Annotated in this window: 13 protein-coding genes and 1 tRNA gene; 9 read left to right on the forward strand and 5 right to left on the reverse strand. The window is 74.3% G+C overall.

What is annotated here, in order from left to right; translation table 11 throughout:
* Positions 1-73: 73 nt before the first annotated feature.
* A complete protein-coding gene (locus ACGFXC_RS11160; protein ID WP_393711701.1) occupies positions 74-670 on the reverse strand; it encodes a histidine phosphatase family protein in 597 nt (198 codons plus the stop codon).
* Between the two features lie 117 nt (positions 671-787).
* Between ACGFXC_RS11160 and ACGFXC_RS11165 the strand changes: the two genes are divergently transcribed.
* From ACGFXC_RS11165 to ACGFXC_RS11180, 4 genes are read left to right on the forward strand one after another with little or no spacing between them, the layout of a single operon-like run.
* On the forward strand, positions 788-1,729 hold the full coding sequence (locus ACGFXC_RS11165) for a phosphatase PAP2 family protein (RefSeq protein WP_393711703.1): 942 nt from the start codon (positions 788-790) through the stop codon (positions 1,727-1,729).
* Positions 1,668-2,840 carry a hypothetical protein gene (locus ACGFXC_RS11170; RefSeq protein WP_393711704.1) on the forward strand — a complete coding sequence of 391 codons (1,173 nt, stop codon included), beginning with the start codon at positions 1,668-1,670 and terminating at the stop codon, positions 2,838-2,840. The genes ACGFXC_RS11165 and ACGFXC_RS11170 overlap by 62 nt, the downstream gene beginning before the upstream one ends.
* Positions 2,828-4,402, forward strand: a complete 1,575-nt coding sequence (locus ACGFXC_RS11175; protein WP_393711706.1) for a hypothetical protein — start codon at positions 2,828-2,830, stop codon at positions 4,400-4,402. The genes ACGFXC_RS11170 and ACGFXC_RS11175 overlap by 13 nt, the downstream gene beginning before the upstream one ends.
* Complete coding sequence (locus ACGFXC_RS11180; RefSeq protein WP_393711707.1) at positions 4,399-5,730, forward strand: AAA domain-containing protein; 1,332 nt, start codon at positions 4,399-4,401, stop codon at positions 5,728-5,730. Before ACGFXC_RS11175 ends, ACGFXC_RS11180 begins: the two co-directional genes overlap by 4 nt.
* 3 nt (positions 5,731-5,733) lie before the next feature.
* Here the strand turns inward: ACGFXC_RS11180 and ACGFXC_RS11185 are convergent, their stop codons facing one another.
* On the reverse strand, positions 5,734-6,120 hold the full coding sequence (locus ACGFXC_RS11185) for a MarR family transcriptional regulator (RefSeq protein ID WP_393711708.1): 387 nt from the start codon (positions 6,118-6,120) through the stop codon (positions 5,734-5,736).
* 85 nt (positions 6,121-6,205) lie between these two features.
* Here ACGFXC_RS11185 and ACGFXC_RS11190 point away from each other — a divergent pair, with 85 nt between their 5' ends.
* From ACGFXC_RS11190 to ACGFXC_RS11205, 4 genes are all read left to right on the forward strand, one after another.
* The gene (locus ACGFXC_RS11190; protein ID WP_393711710.1) at positions 6,206-6,763 is read left to right on the forward strand and encodes an NADPH-dependent FMN reductase; all 558 of its coding nucleotides are present in this window, start codon (positions 6,206-6,208) and stop codon (positions 6,761-6,763) included.
* Between the two features lie 77 nt (positions 6,764-6,840).
* Positions 6,841-7,188: a hypothetical protein gene (locus tag ACGFXC_RS11195; protein ID WP_393711712.1), complete on the forward strand. Its 348-nt coding sequence runs from the start codon at positions 6,841-6,843 to the stop codon at positions 7,186-7,188.
* A 175-nt stretch (positions 7,189-7,363) separates the two neighbouring features.
* The gene (locus ACGFXC_RS11200) at positions 7,364-7,969 is read left to right on the forward strand and encodes a bifunctional DNA primase/polymerase (protein ID WP_393711714.1); all 606 of its coding nucleotides are present in this window, start codon (positions 7,364-7,366) and stop codon (positions 7,967-7,969) included.
* Positions 7,960-8,033: transfer RNA gene (locus ACGFXC_RS11205), tRNA-Lys, on the forward strand. The genes ACGFXC_RS11200 and ACGFXC_RS11205 overlap by 10 nt, the downstream gene beginning before the upstream one ends.
* 45 nt (positions 8,034-8,078) lie before the next feature.
* Here the strand turns inward: ACGFXC_RS11205 and ACGFXC_RS11210 are convergent.
* Positions 8,079-9,317, reverse strand: a complete 1,239-nt coding sequence (locus ACGFXC_RS11210) for a M6 family metalloprotease domain-containing protein (RefSeq protein WP_393711716.1) — start codon at positions 9,315-9,317, stop codon at positions 8,079-8,081.
* Positions 9,318-9,685: 368 nt separating this feature from the next.
* Here ACGFXC_RS11210 and ACGFXC_RS11215 point away from each other — a divergent pair, with 368 nt between their 5' ends.
* Positions 9,686-11,518, forward strand: coding sequence for a putative bifunctional diguanylate cyclase/phosphodiesterase (locus tag ACGFXC_RS11215; RefSeq protein ID WP_393711717.1), 1,833 nt, complete (start codon positions 9,686-9,688; stop codon positions 11,516-11,518).
* 43 nt (positions 11,519-11,561) lie between these two features.
* Here ACGFXC_RS11215 and ACGFXC_RS11220 read toward each other — a convergent pair whose 3' ends face one another.
* Positions 11,562-13,259, reverse strand: coding sequence for a glycosyl hydrolase family 18 protein (locus ACGFXC_RS11220; protein ID WP_393711718.1), 1,698 nt, complete (start codon positions 13,257-13,259; stop codon positions 11,562-11,564).
* 255 nt (positions 13,260-13,514) lie between these two features.
* Positions 13,515-14,672 carry an LLM class flavin-dependent oxidoreductase gene (locus ACGFXC_RS11225; protein ID WP_393711719.1) on the reverse strand — a complete coding sequence of 386 codons (1,158 nt, stop codon included), beginning with the start codon at positions 14,670-14,672 and terminating at the stop codon, positions 13,515-13,517.
* Positions 14,673-14,856 lie beyond the last annotated feature (184 nt).

Consider the following 14,856-nt stretch of genomic DNA (forward strand, 5'->3'; position numbering starts at 1 on the left):
CGCCGCCACCGGCGGGCGCGGCGGCCGGGCGCGGCGGCCGGGCACGGCGGCCGGGCACGGCGGCCGGGGGCGGTCAGGCGTCGAGGTGGCCCGTGTCGTTCCAGCGCTCCAGGGCCGGGGACCCGTACGCCCAGCCCAGGACGGACAGCGAGGTGGGATCCAGCCGGATCCGGGCGCCGAAGGAGGCCTCGAAGCCGAGCCAGCGGGCGGCGAGGGTGCGCAGGACGTGGCCGTGGGCGAAGACCAGGACGTCGCGCTCCGCCGACCGGGCCCACCCGACGACCTCGTCCGCGCGCGCCGCGACGTCCGCGACGGACTCGCCGCCGGGGACCCCGTCGCGCCAGATCAGCCAGCCCGGCCGGACCGCCTGGATCTCGGCCGGGGTCATGCCCTCGTAGTCGCCGTAGTCCCACTCCATGAGGGCGTCCCAGGGCTCCGCCCGGACTCCGAAGCCCGCCAGGTCGCAGCTCTCGCTGGCCCGGACCAGCGGGCTGGTGCGCACCTCCAGGCCGCGCAGACCCGCCCAGGGCTCGCGGGCGAGGCGCTCGCCCAGCAGCTTCGCGCCCCGCCGGCCCTCCTCCAGCAGCGGCACGTCGGTGCGCCCGGTGTGCTTGCCCAGCCGGGACCACGCCGTCTGTCCGTGGCGGGCGAGCAGGATGCGGGGGGCCATATCTTCTTCTCCCGGTACGTGGGGTTTCGTCCGCGATGAGGCGGTTCCGTCGTCCGTCCATCATCCACGACGTGAACACAGGGCAACTCGGCCCCTCCGCCGAGCGTCATACCCCGCATGACCAAACGGCCTGGGCCCACGCGCTGGTGGGCGGAACTGCTGCTCCTGGGACTCCTCTACGGCGCCTACTCGGGCGGCAGGCTCCTCGCCCGGGGGGACGCGGATCTCGCCGTGGACCACGGACTGGCGATCCTGCGCGTCGAGGAGCTGCTGCGCATCGACTTCGAGAGACCCCTCAACCGGCTGTTCTCCGGGACCGGCGTGCTCGGCATACCCGCCGACTTCGCCTACGCCTCGCTGCACTACCTCATCACCCCGGCCGTGCTGGTGTGGCTCTACCGCCGGCGCCCCGCGCACTACCGCTCCGCCCGCACCTGGCTGGTGGCCTCCACCCTGCTCGCCCTGGCCGGCTTCGCGCTGCTGCCCACCTGTCCGCCCCGGCTGTTGGACGCCTCGTACGGGTTCACGGACACGATGGCGCGGTACAGCGCCTACGGCTGGTGGGGCGGCGAGGCGAGCGCCCCGCGCGGGCTCGGCGCGCTGACCAACCAGTACGCGGCCATGCCGAGCCTGCACGTCGGCTGGGCGCTGTGGTGCGGGCTGCTGGTCTGGCGCTGCGCGCGGCGGCCGCTGGTGCGGGCGCTGGGGCTGGCCTACCCGGCGCTCACCGCGGTCGTGGTCATGGGCACGGCGAACCACTACTTCCTCGACGCGGTCGCCGGGGCCGCGGTGATGGGCGCCGGGCTGCTGATCGCCCGCGGCCTCGCGGCACGGTGGCCGGGCGGCGGCTCCGTGGCGGCACGGCGGTCCGGCGGCGGCTCCGTGCGGGAAGCCCTCTCCTCCGCGGGGGCGGAGCCGGCCGGTCCGTCCGGAGCCCAACCGGCCCGTTTTCGCGGTACGTCCCCGATTGTCAGTGGCGGATGGGACACTTCCGCCCGTGAGCTCCTACCCGCCCGCCGCTCCCCCGCGGAAGACGACCCTGCGGCAGCGCCTCGCTGACCTGCGCGGCCCCACCGTGCCGCCCCGGCCGCTCGACGCCCGGTCCCTCGCCGCCCTCGCGGCCAACCCCGGCTGCGGCAGACGGGCGCTGCTCGACGGCGCCGGGGTGGACAAGGGCGCGCTCGCGACGGCCCTCGGATCCCCGGCCGCCTTCGGGCAGTCGCAGTTCGCCATCGTCCGCGGCAACTCCTTCGAGGCCAAGGTCAAGGGCGACGGCGGGGCCGAGCTGCTGCGGCTCGCGCACGCCCGCCTGGGCGGTGCGGCCGAGCCGCCCGGGCCCGACGCCCGGGTCCCCGACCTGACCGCCGCCGGACCCGAGGGCCGCGCCGCCCGGACCGCGATGGCCCTGCGGGAGGCGACCGCCGCGGGGGCGTGGACCCTGCTGGACCATCCGATGCTGGCCCTGGAGGTGGCGGGCTCCCCCGCCTACCTGGAGCCCGACGCGGTCGTGGTGGACCCCGGCGGCCGGTGGACCGTGGTGGAGATCAAGTCGTTCCCGATGATCGACGGGGCCGCGGACTCCGCGAAGGTGGGCGCCGCCGCGCGGCAGGCCGCCGTGTACGTGCTGGCCCTGGAGCGGACCGCGCAGAAGGTGGCGGGGGCCGAGGTCGGCCACCGGGTGGTGCTCGTCTGCCCGAAGGACTTCTCCAACCTGCCCACCGCCGCGCTGGTCGACGTACGCCGGGAGCGGTCGGTGACGCGGCGCCAGCTGGACCGGCTGACCCGGGTCGAGGAGCTGGCCGCGCGGCTGCCCGAGGGGCTGAGCTTCGACCCGGCCCGGACCGCCGGGGAGCTGGCCGAGGCCGTCTCCGCCGTCGGCGCGGCCTACGCCCCCGAGTGCCTGGCCGCCTGCGAGCTGGCCTTCCACTGCCGGGAGCGGTCCCGCGAGGCCGGTGAGGTGAGCGCGCTGGGGCGTTCCGTACGGGGCGAGCTGGGCGGGCTGACCACCGTGGAGGCGGCCCTCGCCGCGGCGGCCGGCACGGGCCCCGCCGAGGACGCCGCCGAGGACCCCACGGCGGCCGCGCTGCGGCAGGCGGCCCGGCTGCGCGCCGAGGCGCTGGAACGGGCCGCCGGCCCGAGCCCCCGCGGGGAGGACCCGTGTCCCTGCTGAACACCGTGGCCCGGCTGCAGGCCGTCCGGGCGGGGCGTGCCCAGCCGCTGGCGACCGTGCGCCACCGGCACCTGAGCGGGGCGCCGCTGGTCTTCGTGCCGCTGACCACGGCGGGCGAGGCCGGGGCCCCGCTCGGCGCGATGGTCGGGACGGACCGGGAGGATCCGCGGATCCTCGTCATACCGCAGCCGCGCGACCGGGACCTGCGCTGGGAGTTCCTGGCGGAGCTGGCCCGGCAGGTCGTGCCCTACCTCGACGGGTACGCCGACGCCGTCGAGCCCGCCGAGCGGACCGAGACCGATCCGGAGACCGGCAAGCGGGTCAAGGTGGAGACCGAGCTGTGCGTGGACGCGCCGCAGCTGATCGTGCCGAGCCGGGCGGGCATCGAGTACGTCCGGCTGCTCGGGCGCTCGATGCGGTTCCGGCGGACCGCCGAGGAGGACCCGGAGAACCCGTACCCGGCGCCGTCCGCGGTGCCGCTGCTGGGCCGCTGGTTCACCCACCTCGGCGAACGGGCGCGGGTGCCCGGCTCGGCCCTGCTGCTGTCGGCGACGGACCTGCTGTCGCGGCACTGGGCCACGGGCCAGAGCAACCTGGAGGACCAGCACCTGGGCGCGCTGCTGGCCTGGATCGACCCCGGGCAGGGGGAGAGCGGCGCCGAGCGGGCGCTGCGCGCCGAGGTCGGGCGCGACGGGCGGGGGCAGTTGCTGGTCCCGCCGGCCGGCCCGGCCACCGATCCGGCCTTCGACAACAAGCTGCTGGCCCCGGCCATCGCCCGGTTCGACGCGGCCCGGGCGGCGCCCGGGCCCCGGGACGGCGAGGCGGCCCGGACGGCCGGAGCGGCGGTCCGGGAGCTGGTCGTGGACCAGATGCGGGGCACGTGGGACGCGGTGTGGCAGGCCCTCGACCTGCTGCGCGCCCTGCCGTGCGGGGAACGCGCCGAGGAGCGCTGGACCCGTGACCGCTGGTCGTACACCGCCCACCGGGACCGGGTGCGGGCGGGCGAGCCCCCGCAGCCGCGCCGCGACGACGCGGTGACGGCGGCGCAGAAGCTGGCCACGCGGGAGACCGAGCAGGTGCGGCTCGACGCGCAGGAGGCGCTGGACGACCCGCTCGTGATGGCGGGCCGGCGCATGACGGGCGAGGCCTTCGCGGGCGAGGTCACCGAAGTGGTCATGGAGTGGACGCAGGCCAAGCGGCCCGCCCCGCGCCCGCTGGTGCGGCTGACGACCGAGGACCGGCCGCAACTGGAGCCGGAGGGCGGCGGGAAGGTGTTCCGTTCGCTGGACGGGCGCCCGCAGGCCGCCGAGTTCGTCCGGGTGGAGGAGGACGGGCAGCTGGTGCTGCGGCTGCTCGACAAGATGGGCCGCGGCCGGGAGCCGGAGCCGGGCTCGGTGCCGGAGAAGGGCGACCGGCTGTGCTGGACGCTGTTCGAGCACGACGCGCGGGGCGGCCCCAAGCTGCCCGACCCCGAGAACACGCCCTGGACGCACGGCGGGCCGCCGGGCGCCCGGGCCGCCGCCGCCCCCGCCGACGCCGTGACCGACGAGGACCTGCTGTGACGACCTTCGACCCGGGCGCGGCCGCCGCCCAGGCGACCGCCGCCATCCTGCACGACACCCTGCACGGCACCGAGCGGGGCGTGGTCGTGGACTCCCCGCCGGGCGCCGGGAAGTCGACGCTGGTGGTGCGCGCGGCCCGGGAGCTGGCCGCGGCCGGACGCCGCCTGATGGTGGTGGCGCAGACCAACGCGCAGGTCGACGACCTGGTGCTGCGGCTCGCCGAGAAGGATCCGGAGCTGAAGGTGGGCCGGCTGCACAGCAGCGACGGCGACGCCTACGACCCGGCGCTGCGGGAGCTGGCGTCGGTGACCCTCTCCGCGAAGCCGGCGGACCTCGCGGAGCTGCCGGTGACCATCTCCACGGCCGCGAAGTGGGCGTACGTGAAGGACGCGGAGCCGTGGGAGCACGCCATCGTCGACGAGGCGTACCAGATGCGCTCCGACGCGCTGCTGGCCGTGGCGGGGCTGTTCGACCGGGCTCTGTTCGTGGGCGATCCGGGGCAGCTGGACCCCTTCAGCGTGGTGGGCGCCGAGCAGTGGGCGGGCCTGTCCTACGACCCGTCGGCCTCGGCGGTGTCGACGCTGCTGGCGCACAACCCGCAGCTGCCGCAGCACCGGCTGCCGGTGTCGTGGCGGCTCCCGGCGACGGCCGCGCCGCTGGTCTCGCGCGCCTTCTACCCGTACGCGCGCTTCCGCAGCGGTACGGGGCCGGGCGAGCGGCGGCTGGCGTACGGGGTCGCGGGCGACGGTTCGGGCCCCGACCGGGTGCTGGACGAGGCCGCCGAGTCGGGCTGGGGCCTGCTGGAGCTGCCCGCCCGGCACACGCCGCGCACGGACCCGGAGGCGGTGCGGGCGGTGGCGCTGGTGGTCCGGCGGGCGCTGGACCGGGGCGCCGTGACCACCGACGAGCGGTCCCCGGGCCCGGCGCCGCTGACGGCCGCCCGGATCGCGGTCGGCACCGCCCATCGCGACCAGGCCGCCGCCGTCCGCACGGCGCTGGCCGCGCTGGGCGTCACCGGGGTCACGGTGGACACCGCGAACCGGCTCCAGGGCCGCGAGTACGACCTCACGGTGGTCCTGCACCCGCTGTCGGGCCGCCCCGACGCGACGGCGTTCCACCTGGAGACGGGCCGGCTGTGCGTGCTGGCCTCCCGGCACCGGCACGCCTGCGTGGTGGTGGCCCGGGCGGGCATAGCCGAACTCCTGGACGCCCATCCGTCGACGGAGCCGGTCCAGCTCGGGGTCACCGTGAAGTTCCCCGACGGCTGGGAGGCGAACCACTCGGTCCTGGCCCACCTCGCCGAACACCGGGTGGCGTGGCGGCCGTAGGGGCTACTGCGTGCGCGGGCCGCCGAGGCGGTGGCGCGGGGTTTCGCCGACCTCCGCGAGGGTGGCCGGCTGCGCCGGGGTGAGGGCGTCGATGAGGTGCCGCCGTACGGATCGCACGTGCAGCGGCGCCGCCGTCGTGACGGCCCGCACCCCGGAGGGGGTCAGCACCGCCTCGGCCCCGCGTCCGTCACGGGCGACCTCCTCGCGGCGGACCAGCCCGCGCCCCTCCATCCGGGTGGGCTGACGGGAGAGCCGGCTGCGCGACCACCGCATCGGTCCGGCGGCTTCGCAGAGCGCGCCGTCCCGGCCGGGATCGCGTGCGATCCCGGCGTTGACCAGCGGGAACATCCGCCGCCACGCGTACCGGGCCCGCCGCTCGGACTGACACATCACTCACCTACGGCTTTGCCAGGTGCCACGTCAGCCAAGAGACTGTGGCCGCACACCGCACCACCACCCCACGGGAGTTCACGCCATGACCCGCCTGCACGTCATCTCCGCCGCCACCCGCCCCACCTCCTCCGGCCGCCCGCTGGCGAGCTGGGTCACCGACCGGGCCCGCGCGCACGGCGGCTTCGAGGTCACCCCGGTGGACCTGGCGGAGATCGCGCTCCCCTTCCTGGACGAGCCCGAGTACGCCTCCACCGGGAACTACACCCACGCCCACACCCTGGAGTGGAGCGCGCTCGTCGACTCCGCGGACGCCTTCGTGTTCGTCCTGCCGATGTACAACGGCTCCTTCACCGCCCCCTTCAAGAACGCCCTCGACTTCCTCTACCGCGAGTGGCAGGGCAAGCCGGTCGGCCTGGTCAGCTACAGCGCGGGCGGCACGGGCGGCGCTCCGGCCGCCGAGATGCTGCTGCCGGTCCTGACCCGGCTGGGCATGCTGCCCGCCGGGCGCTCCGTCGCGGTGCCCGGCATCAACGCGCTGGTCGGCGCCGAGGGCTTCACCGCCCCGGAGGGCCTCGCGGACGAGCTGGCGGGCGTCTTCGAGGACATCGCGGCACTGGTCAAGGAGCCCGCCGCGGCCTGACCCCCCGGCCCCCTTGCGCGACGCTGGACAATGGAGGGTGGCCCGGAGGATTTCGTACGCGCAGCAGGAGGACACGCATGGCAGAGCCCGAGCGGACCGAGCGGAGGCTGCGGCCCGCGCCGCTGCTCTTCGAGCCCTCGGCGGCCGCCACGGACCCGGAGCACTTCTTCGACCTGGAATCGATCGAGGACCCGCGCGAGCTGCTGGCCCGGGCCACCGAGCTGACCATGGCCTTCCGGGCCGCGCAGGACAGAGCGGTGGAGTTCCAGGCACTGGCCGCGGCCCAGCTCGCGGACCCGCGCCGCTTCGACCGCCTCTCCGCGCAGGCCATCGCGGAGGCCGCCGAGTGGACCGAGGACTACGCGCTCAAGATGATCGAGTTCGGCGAGGACCTCCAGCGCGGCACGGCCCCCGGCACCGCCTGACCCCCGCGCGCACGCACCACCCGCAGCACCCGGCATGACACCAGCGGGCTCCGCGCCTCCTCGCGCGGAGCCCGCTGGCATATGCGCGGCGCAACATACCCCAGCGCCGCCCGCCGCGTCCCGGTTTTCGGTAACTCCCGGGAACGGGAAGGCTACGGCCGGTAGACCTTGGCATATGACGACACTGACGACGGCCGCCGGCTGCCCCGCCCTCGACGGTCTCGACGCACGCCCCGCGCCCGCCACCCAGGTCACGCCGCAGGGCGCCGCCTGGCTGGTCTCCGCCTGCGCCCACCCCCGGAGCACGCTCGCGGCCTGGCAGGCCCGGCCGGGCGCGCCCGCCGTACTGCCGTGCGGGACCGCCTTCGACGTCGTCAACGTCCCGCTCGTCCTCGGGCGCCGGATGCTCGACCTGCTCTGGGAGCGGGGCCCCGGCTCGGGTCCGGCCGCCGTGCACCGCGGCCGGATGCTGCTCTTCGCCGCGCCCGGCACCGCCCAGCGGCTGCCGGCCCTGCTCGCCTGGGAGGAGTGGGGTCCGGCCGCGGCGGCCCCGCTGTGCCACGGCCACGGGGACGCCGTCACGGTGCCGCCGCTGGCGGCGGGCCGCACCGGCGCCGCCGGGCCGTCGCGGTGGCTGGTGGCCCCCGGTTCGCGGCTGCCCTGGCTGCCCGGCCCGGACTCCCTGCTCTGGGCGTTCCTGCACGCCGCCCGCGGTCCGGTATCGATTTTTCCTTCGGCCGGACCTGATGCTAATGTCTACGACGTCAGCAAGCGCCGCTAGCTCAGTTGGTTAGAGCAGCTGACTCTTAATCAGCGGGTCCGGGGTTCGAGTCCCTGGCGGCGCACAGACGGGAAACGGTCCCCGCTCTTCGGAGCGGGGGCCGTTTTCGTCATGTCGTGATCTTCACGGTGTACGCGCCGGACTGGGTGCGGTCCGCCACTTCGATGGTGATCCGCTCGCCCGGCACCGTGAACGTCTCCCCGACCTCCAGCGGGGCGTCCGCCAGCGGCGGGTACACCGAGCGGTCCCAGCAGGCCTCGGTACGCGGGTGGCCGTCCAGCACCTCGATCGGGCCGCCGCCGGAGGCCGCCTCGTTGCGGACCCGGTAGACCAGGACGCCCTCGGTACAGGTGTCCCCGTCGTTGCCGGAGGAGCCCCGGGCCTCGACGGCGATCGCGCTGCCCGGGCCGGTGCGGATCACCGCGAGCCGGGTACCGCCCGTGCTGCCGCGCGGCGGGGCGTCCGAGAGCGGCTGGAGGGTGTGCAGGCTGGTGCCGGAGCGCACGCAGTCCACCTGGGAGGCGTCCAGCCAGCCCAGCTTCCACTTGTGCCAGCCGAACAGGTCCGGCGCCATCCCGAACTGGCTGCCCATGACGTCCCAGTCGCCGACGAAGGTGTCCCAGTCGCCCTTGCCGTCCGACGGCCGGTGGTAGAGGTCGGGCAGGTCGAAGACGTGGCCGGTCTCGTGGGCCAGCACGTTGCGGTCCGGCGGGTGCTGCTCGAAGACCGTCACGATCCGCCGCAGGTCGGTGCCGTCGGCCCGCAGGGGACGGTCGAAGTTCACCACCTTGGTGGCGTCGGAGTCCACGCCGGGGGCGTTGGGGTCGGCGACGAAGTAGACGACGTCGTAGGCGCTGAAGTCCACCTGCGGATCGGCGGCGGCCACCGCGTCGCGCAGGTAGGCCGCCCGGTTCTCGGGGGCCCAGTCGCGCTGCATCCCGTACGCGGTCGACGGGCGCGGCATCCGGATCCACCGCTCCTGGGGGTGCGGGACCAGCCGGAAGCGGCCGTAGGAGGCCCGCTCGAAGTACTGGGAGGTGGCCGGGAAGTAGTCGGAGGTCAGCTCCGAGGGGGCCACCGCGGGCTGGTGGTCGGGGAAGGAGAGGAAGACCAGCACCGCGTTGAGCGCGCGTTCCGGCCTGGGGTAGGCGCGGTTCCAGCTGTCCACGCCGAGGGAGTGGTGCGCGGCCGTACGGGTCAGCGCGCAGGGGCCGCCCGAACGCGAGTCGGCCACGGCCGGTCCGGCGACGAGCGACATGGCGGCCAGCGCCGTCATGGAGGTCAGCACCGCCGCGGTGCTTCGGATGCGGGAGCGGTCCACTCCCCCGGGTGTCTGCTGGCGCGGCACATCGACCTCCGGTGGTGGATTCGTACCCTCCCGTCCACCTTGCGGCGATTGTCTTACTAATGCCCTGTTCCGCTGCCCCAGCCGAGTGAGCGCTACGTCAAGTCGGTGACCCCCCGCCTTGACGCCCCCGCCTACGGAACGTCACGGATATTCACGAGAGATCACATACGGCCCCCGCTCGTTCACAGACGCGCAGAAGCGATCGCGCCACCCCGGGCCGACGCTCCGTCAGCAGAGCCTGCGCAGGGCGTCATCACGGCGACGGACCGCGCCCCGCACGGCGACGCCGCTGGATAGGGCCTCCCGGCAGCCTCTATGATCGGCACACTTTCCTGCACGGACACTCACGAACACTGCGGGAGCCAAGGGTGAGCGGAACCCCAGAAGGAACCGGCCCGGCGGCCGACACCATCCGATCGGCCCTCACGGAGCGTCACCCAGCAGTGGCGGCCGTGCCGCACGACTACCGGGCCGCCTTCGACGCGGCGCACCTCGCGATGGCCGTCGTCGGCCGCGACGGCGAGGTCGTCGCCGCCAACCGCGCCCTCGCCGCGCTGCTCGGATCCGAGCAGCGGGCCCTCACCGGGCGGCGCGCCGCCGATCTGGTGGACCTGGCGGCGGAGGCCCGTACCTGGCAGGCCTACCAGGAGGTGCTGCGCGGACGGCAGGCCCGGCTGCGCTGCACGCGGCGCCTCAAACACCCCGACGGGCACTCGCTGTGGACCGAGGTCACCCTCGGGCCGGTGCCCGGCACCCAGGACGTGCTGCTGTCCGTCGCCGACATCAGCGACCGGCGCGACCTCCAGGCCCGGCTGCGGCACCTGCAGATGCACGACCCCGTGACCCGGCTGCCCAACCGGGCCCTGTTCTTCGAGCGGCTCTCCGCCGCCCTGGAGGCATCGGCGTACGGGCTGGGCGGCACGGGCCGGATCGGCCTGTGCTACCTGGACCTCGACGGGTTCAAGGCCGTCAACGACACCCTGGGACACCGGGTCGGGGACCGCCTGCTGACCGCCGTGGCGGCCCGGCTGACCCAGTGCGCCGACCAGTACGGGTACGGGCGCACGGGCGGCCACCTCGTCGCCCGGCTCGGCGGCGACGAGTTCGCGCTGCTGGTCGAGGACTCGGCCGGCACCGAGCAGCTCACCGACCTGGCGCGCAGCGTACTGGCCGCCGTGCAGGAGCCGTTCGACCTGGCCGGGCAGCGGCTGTCGGTGTCGGCGTCGATCGGGGTCGTGGAGCGGGACGCGGCCGGCACCTCGGCGACGGGCCTGATGCAGGCGGCCGACACCACCCTGTACTGGGCGAAGGCCGACGGGAAGGCCCGCTGGACCCTCTTCGACCCGGAGCGCAACGCGCACCGCATGACGCGCCAGGCGCTCTCCTCGACCCTGCGGCCGGCCGTCGAGCGGGGCGAGTTCGAGCTGGAGTACCAGCCGCTGGTGGACCTGGAGAGCGGAGCGGTGCGCGGGGTGGAGGCGCTGGTGCGCTGGCAGCACCCGCAATTCGGCACGCTCACGCCGAATCGGTTCATCGGGATCGCCGAAGAGGACGGCTCCATCGTGCCGTTGGGGCAGTGGGTGCTGCGCACGGCCTGCCGCCAGGCCCGGCGCTGGCAGATCGAGCAGCCCAGCGACGCGCCGGTGTTCGTCTCCGTGAACGTGGCGGTGCGCCAGGTGTGGGACTCCGACCTGGTCGGGGACGTCGCGGAGATCCTCGCCGAGACCGGACTCGCCCCGCAGCTGCTCCAGCTGGAGCTGACGGAGTCCGCGGTGATGGGCTCCGCCGGGCGGCCGCTCCAGGCCCTCCAGGCGCTGAGCGACATGGGGGTGCGGATCGCGATCGACGACTTCGGCACCGGGTACTCGAACCTGGCCTACCTGAGCCGGCTCCCGGTCTCGGTGCTGAAGCTGGACGGCTCCTTCGTACGGGGCTTCCGCTACGACGAGGGCGCCCACCCCAACCCGGCCGACGAGACCATCGTGGAGGCCCTGGTCCAGCTCGCGCACCGGCTCGGGCTGACCGTCACCGCCGAGTGCGTGGAGACCGCCGGGCAGGCCGCCCGGCTGCGCCGCGTCGGCTGCGACACCGGCCAGGGGTGGCTGTACTCCCGCGCGGTGGCCCCCGAGGCCATCGCCACCATGATCAGCCGGCAGAGCACCCGGCGCGCAGACGGGCCCGCCCCGCACCCCCTCGTGTGAGGGGGGCGGGGCGGGCCTGCGCTCGGCGCGGGGTGGGGGGAGATCAGCAGGCGCCGAGGTCCTTCCAGACACCCCACTGCCCCGTGCTGCCCGGCGTCTCGTTCTGCGTCCACCACTGGGCCTGCCACTTGTGGCCGCCGTACGAGACCTGCGTGCCGCCGGTGTAGACGGTGCCGGCGACGTACGCCGGGACCGATCCGCATCCGGTGGGCGGCGGGGTCGTCGGGGGCGTCGTGGGCGGGGTGGTCGGCGGAGTGGTCGGAGGCGTCGTCGGCGGGGTGGTCGGCGGCTGGGTGGTGCCGCCGAGGGCGTCCGAGATCTGGTTCAGCAGGGTGGTCTTGTCGTCCAGGCCGAGCAGGGAGTACATCATCGCGCCGGCCAGGCCGCGCTGCTTGCCGTAGTCGACCCGGGCCTGGATCGACTTCTGGTTCAGGCCGGTGAAGAACTCGCCGTCCTTGTAGAAGTACGAGGCCTTGGCCTGGTCGTCCCAGTAGGTCGCCGCCGGGTTGTCGACGATGCCGCCGAGCTCCTTGTAGTTGGCGATGCCGGCCTGCTGGCTGGTGGGCCGGGCGCCGGAGGCACCGGTGGCGCTCTGCGCGAGGCCGTTGTTCGCCCCGGCGGGGACGCCCTTCCAGCCACGGTAGTAGAACTCGTAGCCCAGGGTCAGCTTGTTGGCGGGGAAGCCGCCGGTGATGCCGTAGGCCGGGTTGCCGTCGATCCAGGAGTCGATGGCGTTGTCGATGCTGTACTTCTGGGTGCCCGGGGCGATCGGGTCGGTGGGGTCACCGGCCGGGGAGTACAGCGGCGACTGGTGGTAGGTCGGGCCGTCGCTGTCCCAGGCGCCGTGCATGTCGTACGTCATGATGTTCGCGTAGTCGAGGTACGCGCCGATCTTGTCCGTCTCGATGTACTTGATCTTGTCCTGGCCGGCCGGGAGGGCCGAGGTCAGCAGGTACTTCTTGCCGCCGTTGGCCTGGCCGTAGGCGTCGAGCTGCTCGCGGAACTCCTTCAGCAGCAGCGTGAAGTTCTGCTTGTCCTCGGGGGCGTAGTGGTTGCCGAGGTGGCCGCCCGAGGAACCGGGGTACTCCCAGTCGATGTCGATGCCGTCGAAGATCCCGGCCGCGCTGCCCTGGCCGCCGAAGCCGCCGTCGACGGGCAGGTTGCCCTTGATGTACTGGTCGATGCAGGAGGAGACCAGCTTCTTGCGGGAGGCGTCGGTCTTGGCCGCGTCGCTGAAGTACTTCGAGTACGTCCAGCCGCCGATCGAGATGTTGATCTTCAGGTGGGGGTACTTGGCCTTCAGCTGCTTGAACTGGTTGAAGACGCCCACGATCGGCTGGTCCCACTTGTCGGCGACCCCGCTGACGCTGTCGGCCGCGCTGAAGGACTTCTGGTAGTCGGCGTACGAATCGCCCGCACCGTCACCGGCGTTGGGGTTGTTGTCATCCCCGGCCGCCTTGTTCGCCTCGAAACAGGTGAGGTTGGTGGGGTGGATGTTGCCGAACGAGTAGTTGATGACGTCCAGCTTGCCCGCGATGCCGCGGGTGTCGAGGTGCTTGGGGTAGAACGCGCTGCCGTACACGCTCCACTGGTCGTAGTAGGCGATCTTCACGCCGCCGCTGCTCGCCGTGGTGGAGCTGTCGGCGGCCTGGGCGGTGCCCAGTCCCGCGAAGGTGGCCAGCGCTCCGGCTGCCAGCGCGGCCGTGGCGGCGGCCGCGATGAGGGGTTTACGGATGTGCATGAACTGCCTCCGGGGGGTGGGAGGGGAGGTGCATCAGCTTCAGGTGAGAGAAGTGATAGCGATCACCCGGCACCCCAGTCAATGGTTTGGACCAAAGAAGGACTAGACCACTGAGCAGCCAAATCCGCTCGTCAGAGGGCTGAGGGCACATCAAAAACCGCCCGCCACCCCGGGTGACGAGCGGTTTAAGGATGTCTTAGGTCATGCTCCGGCAAGGTTTCGGCAACAAACCAGCCAAACCCCGTTCGTCTGCGCTCAAGCCGGAGTCGACCCCTCCGTCGGCATCCCGTACGCATCTGCGACGAGCCCGTACGAGCGCAGCCGCGCCTGCCCGCCGTGCGCGTTGGCGGTCAGCATCAGCTCGTCGGCGCCCGTCCGCGCCACCAGCGCGTCGAGCCCCGCGCGGACCTCGTCGGGGGTGCCGTGGACGATGTTCGCGAGCCAGCCGTCGACGAACTCCCGCTCCACCGGGGAGAAGGCGTACGCCGCCGCCTCCTCGGGGGTCGGGACCAGCCCGGGGCGCCCGCTGCGCAGCCGGAGCATCGACAGCGCGCCGGTGAGCACCTGCGCGCGGACCTGCGCCGCGGTGTCGGCGGCGAGCGCCGAGACCCCGATGAGGGCGTAGGGGGCGTCCAGTACGGCCGAGGGCCGGAAGCTCTGGCGGTAGAGGTCGAGGGCGGGCAGTGTGCCGGCGGCCGAAAAGTGATGGGCGTACGCGAAGGGCAGCCCCAGCTCCCCCGCCAGGCGGGCGCTGAAGCCGGAGGAGCCGAGCAGCCAGAGCGGCGGCCGCCCGGCGGGGCCCTGCACCGGGCCGGGCACGGCGTGCACCCGGGCGTACGGGTGCCCGTCGGGGAAGTCGTCGTCGAGGAAGCGGGTGAGCTCCGCGAGCTGGCGGGGGAAGCCGTCGGCCGCCTCCTCCAGCCGTCCGGATCCGCGCAGCGCCGCCGCCGTACGGGGGTCGGTGCCGGGCGCGCGGCCCAGGCCGAGGTCGATCCGGCCGGGCGCCAGGGCCTCCAGGGTGCCGAACTGTTCGGCCACGGCCAGCGGGGCGTGGTTGGGCAGCATGACCCCGCCGGAGCCGAGCCGGATGCGGGAGGTGTGGGCGGCCAGGTGGGCCAGGATCACGGCCGGGGAGGAACTGGCCACTCCGGGCATCGAGTGGTGCTCGGCGACCCAGTGCCGGTGGTAGCCGCGGGACTCCGCGAGCCGGGCGATCTCCACGCTGGTGCGCAGGGACGCGTGGGCGGTGCTGCCGCTGCCGACGGTGACCAGGTCGAGCACCGAGAGCGGCACCGGCGCCGCGCCCCGGACCGCGCCCCGGACCGCGCCGCCGACCGGATCCGCGCCGCTCACCCCCGTGCCGCCGCGCTCCCCGCCGCCCGCACGCCGGTCCGCATCCCCGGTGTCGCTCATCGTCGCTCCCGTCCCGTTCCGCTCGTATCCGTACGAGGAATTCGAACCATGGGGGCGCGCCGGGCATTCCCGGCACATCTGCGGGACGCGCATGCCTCTGGCATATGCCAGACGGATAGGTCCTGGCAGAGGGACCTGATTGAGCCACCCATCTGCACAACACGCCCTCCACCGGGGCCCCTTG

The sequence above is a fragment of the Streptomyces sp. NPDC048507 genome (genome assembly GCF_043199995.1).
Taxonomy (GTDB): Bacteria; Actinomycetota; Actinomycetes; order Streptomycetales; family Streptomycetaceae; genus Streptomyces.

Coding starts and splice junctions, on each gene's coding strand:
- ACGFXC_RS11160 (WP_393711701.1), bottom strand. CDS start 670: ATGGCCCCCCGCATCCTGCTCGCCCGCCACGGACAGACGGCGTGGTCC.
- ACGFXC_RS11165 (WP_393711703.1), top strand. CDS start 788: ATGACCAAACGGCCTGGGCCCACGCGCTGGTGGGCGGAACTGCTGCTC.
- ACGFXC_RS11185 (WP_393711708.1), bottom strand. CDS start 6,120: ATGTGTCAGTCCGAGCGGCGGGCCCGGTACGCGTGGCGGCGGATGTTC.
- ACGFXC_RS11190 (WP_393711710.1), top strand. CDS start 6,206: ATGACCCGCCTGCACGTCATCTCCGCCGCCACCCGCCCCACCTCCTCC.
- ACGFXC_RS11195 (WP_393711712.1), top strand. CDS start 6,841: ATGGCAGAGCCCGAGCGGACCGAGCGGAGGCTGCGGCCCGCGCCGCTG.
- ACGFXC_RS11200 (WP_393711714.1), top strand. CDS start 7,364: ATGACGACACTGACGACGGCCGCCGGCTGCCCCGCCCTCGACGGTCTC.
- ACGFXC_RS11220 (WP_393711718.1), bottom strand. CDS start 13,259: ATGCACATCCGTAAACCCCTCATCGCGGCCGCCGCCACGGCCGCGCTG.
- ACGFXC_RS11225 (WP_393711719.1), bottom strand. CDS start 14,672: ATGAGCGACACCGGGGATGCGGACCGGCGTGCGGGCGGCGGGGAGCGC.